This window comes from Paenibacillus graminis (assembly GCF_000758705.1).
GTDB lineage: Bacteria > Bacillota > Bacilli > Paenibacillales > Paenibacillaceae > Paenibacillus_AQ > Paenibacillus_AQ graminis.
In genome coordinates this window covers 895,773-908,102 of record NZ_CP009287.1, presented here as the reverse complement: position 1 = coordinate 908,102, position 12,330 = coordinate 895,773, and the positions used below count along the sequence as shown (strand labels likewise).

At 45.5% G+C, this 12,330-nt stretch carries 12 protein-coding genes and 1 pseudogene; 9 read left to right on the top strand and 4 right to left on the bottom strand.

Annotation, left to right across the window (positions count from 1 at the left end):
- Positions 1 to 17: 17 nt before the first annotated feature.
- The 3 genes and pseudogenes from PGRAT_RS03895 to PGRAT_RS34180 form a co-directional block, all read left to right on the top strand.
- Entirely contained in the window at positions 18 to 692 is a 675-nt protein-coding gene (locus tag PGRAT_RS03895; RefSeq protein ID WP_042266066.1) for a response regulator transcription factor, read from the top strand.
- Positions 668 to 2,017, top strand: coding sequence for a sensor histidine kinase (locus PGRAT_RS03890; protein ID WP_025704052.1), 1,350 nt, complete (start codon positions 668 to 670; stop codon positions 2,015 to 2,017). Before PGRAT_RS03895 ends, PGRAT_RS03890 begins: the two co-directional genes overlap by 25 nt.
- 106 nt (positions 2,018 to 2,123) lie before the next feature.
- Positions 2,124 to 2,273: pseudogene (locus PGRAT_RS34180) on the top strand (WYL domain-containing protein); the annotation flags it as partial.
- A 163-nt stretch (positions 2,274 to 2,436) separates the two neighbouring features.
- Here PGRAT_RS34180 and PGRAT_RS03885 read toward each other — a convergent pair.
- The 4 genes from PGRAT_RS03885 to PGRAT_RS03870 all read right to left on the bottom strand — a co-directional run bounded on the left by PGRAT_RS03885 (position 2,437) and on the right by PGRAT_RS03870 (position 5,699).
- Positions 2,437 to 3,342 carry an ATP-grasp domain-containing protein gene (locus tag PGRAT_RS03885; RefSeq protein WP_025704053.1) on the bottom strand — a complete coding sequence of 302 codons (906 nt, stop codon included), beginning with the start codon at positions 3,340 to 3,342 and terminating at the stop codon, positions 2,437 to 2,439.
- 303 nt (positions 3,343 to 3,645) lie between these two features.
- On the bottom strand, positions 3,646 to 4,230 hold the full coding sequence (locus PGRAT_RS03880; protein ID WP_025704054.1) for a GNAT family N-acetyltransferase: 585 nt from the start codon (positions 4,228 to 4,230) through the stop codon (positions 3,646 to 3,648).
- Positions 4,231 to 4,333: 103 nt separating this feature from the next.
- A complete protein-coding gene (locus tag PGRAT_RS03875; RefSeq protein WP_025704055.1) occupies positions 4,334 to 4,756 on the bottom strand; it encodes an NUDIX hydrolase in 423 nt (140 codons plus the stop codon).
- A 169-nt stretch (positions 4,757 to 4,925) separates the two neighbouring features.
- Entirely contained in the window at positions 4,926 to 5,699 is a 774-nt protein-coding gene (locus PGRAT_RS03870) for a hypothetical protein (RefSeq protein ID WP_025704056.1), read from the bottom strand.
- Positions 5,700 to 6,029: 330 nt separating this feature from the next.
- On the opposite strand from PGRAT_RS03870, the gene PGRAT_RS03865 reads away from it, so the two are divergent.
- The 6 genes from PGRAT_RS03865 to PGRAT_RS03840 all read left to right on the top strand — a co-directional run bounded on the left by PGRAT_RS03865 (position 6,030) and on the right by PGRAT_RS03840 (position 12,229).
- Positions 6,030 to 6,716 carry a response regulator transcription factor gene (locus tag PGRAT_RS03865; RefSeq protein WP_025704057.1) on the top strand — a complete coding sequence of 229 codons (687 nt, stop codon included), beginning with the start codon at positions 6,030 to 6,032 and terminating at the stop codon, positions 6,714 to 6,716.
- Positions 6,703 to 7,692, top strand: coding sequence for a sensor histidine kinase (locus PGRAT_RS03860; protein ID WP_025704058.1), 990 nt, complete (start codon positions 6,703 to 6,705; stop codon positions 7,690 to 7,692). The genes PGRAT_RS03865 and PGRAT_RS03860 overlap by 14 nt, the downstream gene beginning before the upstream one ends.
- Before the next feature lie 82 nt (positions 7,693 to 7,774).
- Entirely contained in the window at positions 7,775 to 8,458 is a 684-nt protein-coding gene (locus PGRAT_RS03855) for an ABC transporter ATP-binding protein (RefSeq protein ID WP_025704059.1), read from the top strand.
- On the top strand, positions 8,455 to 11,040 hold the full coding sequence (locus PGRAT_RS03850) for an ABC transporter permease (protein ID WP_025704060.1): 2,586 nt from the start codon (positions 8,455 to 8,457) through the stop codon (positions 11,038 to 11,040). The genes PGRAT_RS03855 and PGRAT_RS03850 overlap by 4 nt, the downstream gene beginning before the upstream one ends.
- 299 nt (positions 11,041 to 11,339) lie before the next feature.
- A complete protein-coding gene (locus tag PGRAT_RS32155) occupies positions 11,340 to 11,786 on the top strand; it encodes a LytTR family DNA-binding domain-containing protein (protein WP_238326750.1) in 447 nt (148 codons plus the stop codon).
- A 14-nt stretch (positions 11,787 to 11,800) separates the two neighbouring features.
- Positions 11,801 to 12,229: a DUF3021 family protein gene (locus PGRAT_RS03840; RefSeq protein ID WP_025704063.1), complete on the top strand. Its 429-nt coding sequence runs from the start codon at positions 11,801 to 11,803 to the stop codon at positions 12,227 to 12,229.
- The last annotated feature ends 101 nt before the right edge of the window (positions 12,230 to 12,330 follow it).

Here is a 12,330-nt window from a genome sequence, read left to right as displayed (position 1 = left end):
AACAAGGATGATAGACTATGCCGAAACTGTTAGTGGTCGATGATGACCTTGATATGCTGGCCCTGGTGCGCGCCGCCCTGGAAAAGGACGGCCACCAGGTAGACACCGAAGCAGATGCCGCTGCCGTGCAGCCCGCCCGGTGCCAGCTGTACGATCTTCTGCTGCTCGATGTGATGATGCCCGGCGAGGATGGCTTTTCCCTTTGCAGCCGTATCCGTGCCGAAGTGGATTGCCCCATCCTGTTCTTAACCGCCAAGGCGGAAGATGCGGCCCTTGTACAGGGCTTTGGCCTGGGCGCCGATGATTACATAAAAAAGCCATTCAGTATTGCGGAGCTGCGCGCACGGGTAAACGCCCATCTGCGGCGGGAGGTGCGCCAGCCGACCTCTACCCTTAGCCGAGGCGGTGTGCGCTTTGATATGCAGGCAAAAGTGGCCATCGCGGGCGAACACATACTGCCCTTTACCAAGGGCGAATACGCCATCTGTGAGCACCTGGCCCTGCACGCCGGACAGGTGTTTACCAAAGAACAATTATACGAAGCGGTTTTCGGCTTTGATGCCGAGGGCGATTCGTCGGCCATTGCGGAGCACATCAAAAATATCCGCGCCAAGCTGAAAGCAGGTGGCCTCAGCCCCGTAGAAACCGTTTGGGGGGTGGGCTACAAATGGCGAAAAGACATCGTTCTGTAAGCCTTTCCTTTGTGCTTTTGCGCTTTGCCATAGTTATGCTTGGCTGTATGCTGTTATGCTGCCTGGCATGGTATGCCGTCATGGTGAGGTTTCAAAACACAGGCATTACTTACCAGGGAGCCGTCTCCAACCAACAGGTGGAGCAAATGCTGGCCGGAGAGCCAAAAACTTTTGTTTCTCCTGGTGACGATTTCCTGGCCGAGTACGCTTTGTTTGGCCGGAACGGCGAAGTGTTGGAAAGCAACGTAGAGGAAAAGAAGCTGGAAGTCCTGGCCGGTTTTTTACAGGAGGACGCCCACAACATAGATGTTTCGCGGCACACCTACGCGGATGGAAGCACCGTAATCTTTCGCTGGCATTACAGGGCAGAGTTTGTCAACCCTGTGCTGCGTGGCATCCTGCCCCCCGCTGAATACCTGGGGCTGGCCACACTTGGTGTAGCGTTGGTGCTTTGTCTGCTGTTTAACACCCTGTGGCTCCGCCGGCGCCTCGCCGCCAAGCTGAAGCTGTTCAGCGAGGTGAGCGAGAAGGTAGGCGCGCAGGAACTGGATTTCGCAATTCCCCACGCGGGTATACGGGAGTACGACCAGGCGCTCGGTGCTATGGAGCATATGCGGGAGGCATTGTACAGCTCCTTGTCCTCCCAATGGGCGGCACAGCAAGAACGCGAGGCGGAAATAGCAGCACTCGCGCATGATTTAAAAACCCCGCTCACCCTGGTGGGAGGCAACGCCGAACTTCTGCTGGATGAAGAACTTCCTGAGAGCAGCCGCAGAATGGTGGAAACCATTGCGGCAAGCAACGACCGGGCCAAGCAGTATGTTGCCAGCCTGCTGGAAACCTCCGCCGGTGCAGATGAGGCATTTGAAAACACCAGCCTGCCCGCCATGTTGGACGAGCTTTGCCAGAGCACAATGGCCATTGCAGAAGCCACGAGGGTTTGCCTGCAAACCCAAAACGGCCTGGAGGGTGCTGCGAGCATTCAGAAAGACCATTTACTTCGCGCCCTCGGTAATGTGGTGCAGAATGCCATCGAGCATACACCGGCGGGTGGAAACGTGTATTTGGCAGGCAGCATGGTAGATGGCGGCTGGCAAGTCACTGTGTGTGATGAAGGCCCCGGCTTTAGCAAGGCGGCGTCACACCATGCAACAGAGCGCCTATGGCGTGGTGATGCAGCGCGTGGCGCCGATGGACACCATGGCCTTGGCCTTTGGTTTGCAGCACAAGTAGCAAAAACGCACGCAGGACAACTAGAACTGCACAACTGCGATTCTGGTGGGGTGGTTACAATCAAGTTCCCAGGGACTATTCGGAACACTTGAAAATATGAGTAGTAAGAATCTTTGCTCTCTAGACTATCCTTTCCTTTTACGACTACGGATATATCCCCCATACTGCCGCCGATAAAACCAACCTGGCCGGGCGCGGTTGTCTCGTATCATGTACGCCTTCTCCAGCTTTAAAAAAAACGTTGAGTACGATATGGAGAACGATTCCTATCGAGTCCGTGTTACTCTGCTTGGGGACAAAATGGAGTATTCACTTTCCAAAATCCGTTTTCTGGGGAAGCGGGTACGCTACGGGGTTAATACGGCAGATGAGGAGATATCTTCGTAATTCAGACTTTCTGAAAACGATGTATTAATATAGCTTCCAGTTTGATCAGTATATGACTGGTTCCGTGAATCCCATATCGCATCAGGAACAAATAATCATATACCAATGGTAAAATCCACTGTGTTCAGTTGACCTCTAATTCCATTATCGATTTATAAAACTGTTCCAGATCCGCATGACTCGGAAGTCCTGAGACTTGCCCGTCCCCTATTTCTATAATCGTCCATTCTCCGTTTGGGGTTTTGGCAATATCCATCGTAAAAAACGGACTAGCTACACCTTTTGCTAAATCTATAAACGAATCAAGTTTAGGAATCTCTTGTTGGTAGACAACTTCATCCCAGTACCCCATACACTGAATCAGCTTGTGATGAAGGAAAAACAACCGGTACTCATTCGATAAAGGCATGGCGCTTTTAGGATGATTGGCGAGCTGCTCCAGTTGAATAAACTCACGAACCACTATACCGCCGTTAAGCTCCGGGCCCTGGCGATCAATAAAGTTTCGAAGAACCGTTTGAACTTTTTGCCGGTCGGAAGCATCGGGTATATAGCAAGCCTCTTCCCATTCATGCTTTCTAGACTTTACGTAATCCTTAACTAGGATCGGTTTGTTTTGGAATATATGTATCTTCTCAAACAGAAGGTCGAAACCATTTGAAAGCTCTTCAATTCCGAGCCAAATACTCTGCGGGGTTGTTTTTTTAATGGCTTCATAAGAATAAGGAAAATAGTGCCCATTTCTATATTCCGTAGGAGAATTGATTAAGACTGCGTTTTTCTGTTGCAGTGCGTTATATAACTTTTCATAATCTTTTGGCTTTAGCATCCATCCCCTATAGATGAATCTCTCCATGGTTTCAAATGTTGGAATCCGCTTAACCGCCTTCGCTAGCTCTCCATCCAAAACAGACTCCAGTGAAATCATATGGACATCCATCCCTAGATTTCGAGCACATTTGTATTCCTGTTCATATTCTTGATCAATAACCTTGCTATCCAAGGGGTCAGAACAAAATAGGATCTTCATACCGTGTCCTCCATACAAAAATAATGCCAACCAAATCATACCATATCTTGGTGACTTTTTTAAATAGTCGGTGAACTGCTACGAATACCTTGAAACCGACTCCTGCCTTGAAAAGGTGAAAATCGCAAGCATTGCACTTTCTAAAAAATACGGAAAGGTCTCTTTGTTCATGCAAGTTCGAGCAATAGAAAACTCTGATGCAGTTAAACTTCCAAGGACGTGCTGCTTACTTGATACGAATGAGGACCAGGGCGTGTATCGCTCTGGTCCTCTCTTTAACGGACTCCGTGACATTTTTTCACCTTATGCCCTGGTTTTATTCTTATTGAGTTTCTGGAAGTAATAACTGCATGAACCAACATCCTCTACATTGCAATCAGGGTTATCATAATCAAAACCTATTCGTTTTTCTATCAACTTAAACCCGCTTTTTTGTGCGGTTCTAAACGAAGCGGGGTTGTCATCACGCACATCAGCCGAAATATAATCCAGCGATATTGCTTCAAGAAAATAATCGGAAGCCGCTGCGCCTGCTTCAGATGCGTAACCCTGGCCGGTATATCGGCTTAAAAAATACCATCCTACATGCCATTCGTTTACATGTGTATGCTGGTTAAACGTAATTACACCGATAACTACGCCGGAGTCTTTTAAACATACAGCAGATAAGCAACCTCGTTCAGGATATTTCTCGTCGTAAATAACACCTCTTTCTTTTATGCTCTGAAAGAACGCAATGACAACTTTAATAAAATCAATAGTTGCGTTTTCACCAAAGAATGCCGGATGGTACTTCATTACCTGCTTGTCGTATTTTATTTCAAGTAACGCCTCCGCGTCTTGCTCTATAAGGTCACGGATGATCAGCCTGTTTGTTTCAATGAACAATATAATCACCTTATAACTATTGGATTATCAAATAATTGGCTCTATGTTCAAAGTGAAGGGATTTTGCAATGTTGCACAACATAAACATTTTTCATCATTATTTTTATATCCTTGCTAACGCTACTCTTCTAATACTCTCTTTTGTCCAAGGAGGAGCCTTAGGGTGATTCATTATTTCATCGTAGGTCATCCAATGTACGGCTTCAACTTCATCTGGACTTTTGCTATGTGCTGTACCGCTGTCATATTCGCATAGGAAGACCATATTTATAACGTTGCGTCCATCATCTGTTACAAAGGAGGAGCTATATGCAAAAATAACAGTATCTTTTATCTCGATGCCCACTTCTTCATACAGTTCACGCTTTACAGTCCGTTCCAGGATTTCGAGTGTGTTACCTTCAACATCAACTTTTCCTCCTACAAGAGACAGAGTACCTCCCGCATGTTCTTCTTTGGTGCTTCGTGTAATCATAAGCCATTTATCATCTCTACAGATTGCACCTTCTACGTTTACTATGAACACGCTGTTTTGCTCCCCTCTAAGAGATTCTACTATCCTACAGGTATAGAAAGTCCCGTAAAAGAGTCAGATACGCGTAATGCTTTTACTTCATCATTTTTATTCAAACTCAGCATATCCATTTAAATATTCTATAAAAAGTTTTCTCATTGTTATATATCACGTAATATCACTATCTTGTTTTTGAAGTCACTGTTGATATATTCTCTTGAGAAAATTCATACCACGTTACATCCCTTTTAACATCTTCTTCTTTAACAAAAGCTTTATATGAATCTTCAGTAACTAGTTTATTATTGATGTAGTATGCTATGGCGAATGTGGTGAATGATTCATCAGTAGCACTTGATTCATGATAAGCTAAATTGTCAATTTCACAGGAATGGGTTTGGAATCTTAATTTTCCATATCCGTTGTAAGTTAACCCGCCGCTTAACCATCTAAATGTTCCGTCAGTTTTAAGATCACTTAACTGGTCGTTTCCAAAAAAGTAGCCATAGACTTCACCGTTCATATAATGCAGGACTTCAACAAAATTTGGATTCTCATCTATTGTTAATCCAAGAACAACTTCAGGTATTTTGTCACCATCCATGTCAAGCACGGCAAAGTGATTAATTTTAGATGCAGTTCCATAAATCTCGTTATTAGTTAAAAAATCATTCAAATATACCTTTTTCTTAGTTTCTATGCTGTAGAATTCAATCTTATTTTGCAATACTATCTTATATGCTTCCATTGCTAAACTCTTATTGTTCTCAGGTTTACTTTCAGAAGGAGTAATATGGGCAGAAGAAGTAATTGTTGGAGCACTGGTGTCAGAAATTTTATTACTGCTTGAGCTATTGTAATTATTTAGGTTTAAACTACTTTTATTGGTGGAACACGCAGTTATTGAACTACTTAACAGAAACATAAGAAGCACACACTTAATTTGTGATTTCATTTAATCTCTCCTCAACTATTTGCTTCATGTTATAAAAGGTTATTTCAGTATAGCGGGAAATGGGGGATATTGGAATCTGCCCTTTCGGAAGGAAGTTGAACGCTTCATTGACCCCGTCATTAGCGATGAACAGGTATTGAGGCAGCCTCCAAAGAATTAACCAGAATGGATACCAGGCTGATTACTGGAATGCTGATCTTTAATGCCGCCCTGCTTGTATATTTCCGTCAAAAGAAATTTAATAGTTATGGAGGTGTTAGGCGTAGTTGACGCCAAAAACCCGGCTGACGGACAATATAGGAGCAGTAAAGTAAAGGATGATGAAAATAAATGAAACGGATATTTTTGGTTGAGGATGATAAGGCAATCGCTAAGAACCTTATCCTTTTGCTTCGCTCGGAGGGATTCACAGTCACCCATGCCCCTACGCGGAGTGAGGCCCTTGCCGCACTGGCCGGGAATACATTTGACTTGGCGTTGATTGATATTTCTTTGCCTGACGGAAATGGCTTTACGGTTTGCACGGAAATCAAAGAAACTAAGGATGTTCCCGTTATCTTTCTGACCGCTTCCGGCGATGAGGCGAGTGTTGTCACCGGACTGAACATGGGCGCGGACGACTATATCACCAAGCCCTTTCGTCCGCGTGAATTGATTGCGCGAATTAGAACCGCCCTGCGAAAAAGCGGGCGTCCCGGGGCGGATTTTGAAATTCGCGGGCTTTATGTTGATACGGCAAGCGGAATTGTGAAAAAAAACGGCAGCGAGGTATTTCTTTCAGCATTAGAGTACCGCTTGTTGCTGGTGTTTATTAGCAACCCAAAAAGTATTATCACCAGGGGCAGGCTGCTTGACGAATTGTGGGACGCGGCGGGCGAGTTTGTCCATGACAATACACTGACCGTATACATCAAACGCTTGCGGGAGAAGATCGAGAACGAACCGGCAAGCCCGCAAATCATTCTGACCGTTCGCGGGACGGGATATAGATTGGGGGGAGAGTATGCTTCGGAATAGGGAATTCCGGCAGTTTGCTATTTTGTTCTCCTTAATGGCCGCAGCCGCTGTAATACTGGGATTTGCAATTAATGCGGCGGCGGGAATCCTGTCCATTGCTTCTGCCGCCGCCTTTGGCACAGCGTTCTACGTGTTTACCCAAGCCCGATACATAAGCATTGCGCGGATTTCAAATCAAATCGATCTTGTACTTCATAATACTGACCACCTGTATATTGGTGAATCAGACGAGGGCGAACTTTCCATTCTGCACAGCGAGATAACAAAAATGACGTTGCGTATTCGGGACCAAAACGACGCGCTGAAAAAAGAAAAAGAGCATCTTGCCGATTCACTGGCCGACATCGCCCACCAACTCCGGACCCCGCTCACCTCCGCGAACCTCATTCTGTCATTGTTAGCGAATAACCCTGGTGAGAACGAGCGGAAAGCATTTGTGCGGGAAACAGAGGAATTGCTTGTACGGATGGATTGGCTAATTACTTCCCTATTGAAATTATCCCGCCTGGACGCGGGCATTGTGGTGTTCCAAAGCGGGCAAATCGATGTAAACCAATTGATAAACGCCGCGCTTCGCCCGTTCCTAATCCCCATGGAACTGCATGATATTGATCTGCAAATAGACGCACCTGAAGGGATAGTTATTCAGGGCGATTCAGGTTGGCTTTCGGAAGCCATTCAAAATATCCTCAAAAATTGCATGGAAAGCGCAGGCGGGAACGGGAAGATTGAAATTGTCTGCACGGACAACCCGCTGTTTACTGAGATTACCATCCACGACAGCGGCGCAGGCTTTGAAAAAGAAGACCTCCCCCGCCTGTTTGACCGGTTTTATCGTGGGAAATCCCCAAACGCTACAGGATACGGAATTGGATTGGCTCTTTGCAGGATGATTATAACCCGTCAAGGAGGGACGATTAACGCAAAAAATCACCCGCAGGGCGGCGCGTTATTTGCCATTCGTTTCCCAAAGTGACGAGTCTCTCACCTGAAAGTCACAGAGATGTAAGTTGAAGGTTCTATTATATGGGTAAACCATGAGATAGGAGACTCACATAATGGAGTTTTTAAAAATTGAAAATCTATGCAAGCTCTACGGCAAGGCCGAAAATCAAGTTACCGCGCTTGACCATGTTTCGCTTACCATCGAAAAGGGGGAGTTTACCGCAATCATCGGCTCCTCCGGCTCCGGCAAATCCACATTGCTTCACATCATCGGCGGCGTGGACGTGCCGACAAGCGGAAAGGTGTATTTGGACGGGCAGGATGTATATGCCCAAAGCAATGAAAAACTCGCCATTTTCCGCAGGCGGCAGGTTGGGCTGATCTACCAGTTTCACAACCTCATTCCCACTCTGAATGTGGTGGAAAACATCACCTTGCCTATCCTGATGGACAAGCGCAAGGTCAACGAGGAACGGCTGAATGACCTGCTCGAAATGCTTGGGCTACAAGACCGCAAAACGCATTTACCCAATCAGCTTTCCGGCGGTCAGCAACAACGCGTTTCCATAGGACGTGCCTTGATGAACGCCCCGGCGGTCATGCTTGCCGACGAACCTACGGGCAGTTTGGACAGCCGGAATGGGCATGAAATCATCAAGCTGCTGAAAGAAAGCAATAAAAAATATGGGCAGACCCTGCTCCTTGTCACCCATGACGAAAATATCGCCCTGCAAGCAGACCGCATTATCGGCATATCCGACGGTAAAGTAGTGAGAGACGAGAGGGTGCGGCCATGAACATTTTTAACAAAGTCACCCTGCAAAGCATGAAAAAAAGCCGTACCCGAACGATTGTCACGATTATCGGAGTGGTTCTGTCCGCCGCCATGATCACGGGCGTAGCCACCTTTGGCGTTTCCCTGCTGAACTATATGGCAAACGGCGCGGCCCAGAAATACGGCGGTTGGCACGTCGAGTTTTTGAACGTTGATTCCTCTTTCGCACAGGAACGAACTCTCGACAAGGGAGTTGCGAACACAACAACATTTGAAAATATCGGCTACGCAAAACTTGACGGAGGGAAAAACCCCAAAAAGCCGTATCTTTTTATGGCCGGATTTAGCAAGAAAGCCTTTGATACCTTGCCCATCAACCTGATGTCCGGCAGGCTGCCTGAAAACAGCGGGGAGATTCTTGTTCCGATGAGCGCCGAAGTAAACAGCGGCGTTAAATTCGCGGTGGGTGACACGCTTTCACTTGCTGTCGGGAGCCGCATGAATGGCAACAAGAACCTCGGTCAACACGACCCTTACATTTCCGGGAAAGAAACTCTTATGCCAAAAGCCAAGAGAACCTACAATGTTGTCGGTATCTACTATTTACCCGGTTTTGAGGAGCCTTCCGCGCCGGGATATACCTTGATAACGAAAGCAGCTGCTGGGGACAAAGCGGACAGCTTAAACCTATTTGTCACGCTCAAAAACCCGCGTGGTGTTCACGCTTACGCAAGCAGCACAGCCGGAAGCCAAGCTTACGTCTTTAACGATAATGTGCTGCGCTTCATGGGTCTGTCGGACGATAATATATTCAACACGCTTCTGTACTCGGTTGGCGGCATTTTGGTTGCCTTGATTATGATAGGCTCGATTTTTCTGATTTATAATTCGTTCAACATATCGCTGAACGAGCGCACACACCAGTTCGGGATTCTCTCGTCGGTGGGAGCCACAGCGAAGCAGCTGCGAAATTCGGTGCTGTTTGAGGGACTTTGCATTGGTGCGGTCGGCATACCGATTGGTGTTATTGCCGGCATAGGCAGTATCAGGCTTGTGATTTCCGTTGTCGCCAAGAATTTTGAGAACATTCTCTACACCAACGTACCTTTAACATTGACAGTGTCCATTCCCGTAATTGTTGCTGCGACTGCGGTTAGCATGGTTACCATTCTGATTTCGGCCTATATTCCGGCCCGAAAGGCCGCAAGTACTCCCGTTATGGAGAGTATTCGTCAGACGAACGAGGTCAAAGTTGAATCCAAAGCCGTGAAAACGTCAAAACTGGCGCAGCGTATTTACGGTTTAGAGGGAACCCTTGCGCTAAAGAATTTTAAAAGAAACAAGAAACGCTATCGCAGTATTGTGCTATCCCTTGTTTTAAGCGTAGTGCTGTTTATATCCACCAGTGCTTTTGTAACGGATTTGAAGCAATGGTCGGAGCGGGCAGTAGTGTTTACTACATTTGACATCATTATGTCCACACAGGACATGGACGATAGCGAAATGTTGCCGCTTTATGACAAACTAAAAACCGCCGATGGTGTTTACGAAAGCTCGTATCAAGCGCTTATGAAGTATTCATGCACTGCTAAAGCAAGCGATCTTTCAGATGATTATTGGGGAGACGCGAGTTCACATTCGCCGGATGAAACGGTTAATCTGCCAATGGAAATTCAGTTTCTTGATGACAGCGCCTATCTGAACATTATCAAAGGCTTGGGCTTGCCAGAAGAGGAATATACCGGGCAAAATGCGAAAATGATCGCCGTTGCAAAAATGAAAAACCACATAAAAGATAATCAGGAGGAAGAGGTTGAGAATATTAGGGATCTATTCAAGAGTTCTTCCATGAATTTCACCATCGCTCCCGAAACAAATGGCAAGCCGAAGATGGAACAGGGGCGAAACGTAAGCATTAAGTTTGTCAATACCGTGCCACCTGATGGACCTTCGATCCCAGAAGACTCCAAGGTGGAGAATCCGTTCATTTTTAAGGTGATGGTCCCTTATTCAATCAAAGAGAAGTTTGAAACCTCCGATACCCATGCGGCTATTAAGGCCTTGACCTTTCGGTCAAAGACTCCCATACAGTCGACGGCTAAAATGGAAGCGATGATTAAGGGTGCGGGAATTAAATCCAATTATACCCTGTACAATTTTTCTAAAATGCTTGATGAGAACCGCAATATGATATTCATTGCCAACGTGTTCGCTTATACGTTTATCATTATGATTTCGCTGATTACGGTTGCCAATGTGTTCAATACCATTTCCACCAATATCAAGCTGCGCCGGCGGGAGCTTGCCATGCTCCGCTCTGTGGGGATGTCTGAACGCGATTTCCAAAAGATGATGAATTTCGAGTGTGCCTTTTATGGCATGAAGGCGCTAATCTTCGGGCTTCCCATAGCGGCAATCTCTTCTTGGCTGATTTACAAAGTGATGGGCGGCGGGGCGGACAATATCGCTTTTGTGTTCCCGTGGGGCAGTATCGGAATCAGCGTGTTCAGCGTGTTCTTTGTGGTGTTCATTACAATGCTGTATGCCATTAGCAAGATCAAAAAAGAAAATATTATTGACGCGCTCCGGGATGATATGACTTGATTCAAAGGCGATTTAGAGCTTGAAAATACAGAATCCATCCTACAGAAGTCTGCCGGAAGATATTCTTTTTAGGGAACGCAAGCTCCACGATATGTCCTTTCGTCTCGATGGACTGTATGGCATTATCGTAGTGTGCAAGTTCGATCACGTTATATAGGGCTATTCCAAAAGCCATAACTATGACTCGGGATAGTCCTTTTTGGTATGGAATGGAGTTGCTCAAAGTAGAAGCTTACGCCTTTTCGTTGTATGATTCATGTATTATCAAAGTTAACAAGTTTCAATTCAAATTTCCGAGGGTGATTTCTATCAAAATTTCCATCGAAGTAATAGACCTTACAAAAGAAGAGGAGATCCGCATCAGGTGTCACCAAGTAGACGAAGAAATACATGAGCTCGTTAATAAAATTAAAACCGAAACGCTCATTATACTTGGTTATCATGAGGATAAGATCAGCCGCATCAAACTTAGTGATATTTATTATTTTGAAGCTGTTGACGGAAAAGTGTTTGGGTATGGTAAGAACAACGTTCATGAGGTCAAACAAAAGCTTTATGAACTGGAGGAACTTTGCAAAGAGAAACATTGTTTTCGCGCCTCCAAATCGACCATTCTAAATATAACTAAGATTGCCAGTATTCATCCGTCAATCAGCGGCCGTTTTCATGCATTATTGGATAACGGGGAAAAGGTAGTCATTTCACGGCAGTATGTGCCCATACTTAAACATATGCTTGGATTATAAAAGGGGGGACCTATATGAAGTATTCCGAGCTCATCAAAGAAATCATTAGAGATTTCTTAATTATATTTGCCTCCATCATTATAATCATCGCTGTTTTGCGGCAAATCTATGATCCTGATGCAAGTTTTGAATTAAAGACGGTTTTTACAATTATGGCTTTCTCTTTTCTGGGTGCTTTGACCGGAATCATTTTATATATGCCGCATGAAATTAGCGAGAATAAAATGCGCCTCCGGGTGATTCTACATTTCCTTTTTCTGGAATCCCTATTAATTTCTCTGGCTGTCCTATTGAATCTCGTATATGGCACTTTCGGTATACTATTATTGGCTTTGCAAATTGCCGCAGTATATGCTATCGTTCGCCTACTGACGTATAAGAATGACAAAAAGGAAGCTCAAAAGATCAATGAAAGACTAAAAACATATAAAAACGAGGTTTAGAAGATATACACAAACCGCTCCCCAATAAAGCCGTATTCGCAGCGTAAGTACACATCTTTGCGTTGTTTTTTACAACTTATTGGCGCTCAGCTACAGCTTAT

Coding starts and splice junctions, on each gene's coding strand:
- PGRAT_RS03890 (WP_025704052.1), top strand. CDS start 668: ATGGCGAAAAGACATCGTTCTGTAAGCCTTTCCTTTGTGCTTTTGCGC.
- PGRAT_RS03865 (WP_025704057.1), top strand. CDS start 6,030: ATGAAACGGATATTTTTGGTTGAGGATGATAAGGCAATCGCTAAGAAC.
- PGRAT_RS03895 (WP_042266066.1), top strand. CDS start 18: ATGCCGAAACTGTTAGTGGTCGATGATGACCTTGATATGCTGGCCCTG.
- PGRAT_RS03870 (WP_025704056.1), bottom strand. CDS start 5,699: ATGAAATCACAAATTAAGTGTGTGCTTCTTATGTTTCTGTTAAGTAGT.
- PGRAT_RS03885 (WP_025704053.1), bottom strand. CDS start 3,342: ATGAAGATCCTATTTTGTTCTGACCCCTTGGATAGCAAGGTTATTGAT.
- PGRAT_RS03855 (WP_025704059.1), top strand. CDS start 7,775: ATGGAGTTTTTAAAAATTGAAAATCTATGCAAGCTCTACGGCAAGGCC.
- PGRAT_RS03850 (WP_025704060.1), top strand. CDS start 8,455: ATGAACATTTTTAACAAAGTCACCCTGCAAAGCATGAAAAAAAGCCGT.
- PGRAT_RS03840 (WP_025704063.1), top strand. CDS start 11,801: ATGAAGTATTCCGAGCTCATCAAAGAAATCATTAGAGATTTCTTAATT.
- PGRAT_RS03860 (WP_025704058.1), top strand. CDS start 6,703: ATGCTTCGGAATAGGGAATTCCGGCAGTTTGCTATTTTGTTCTCCTTA.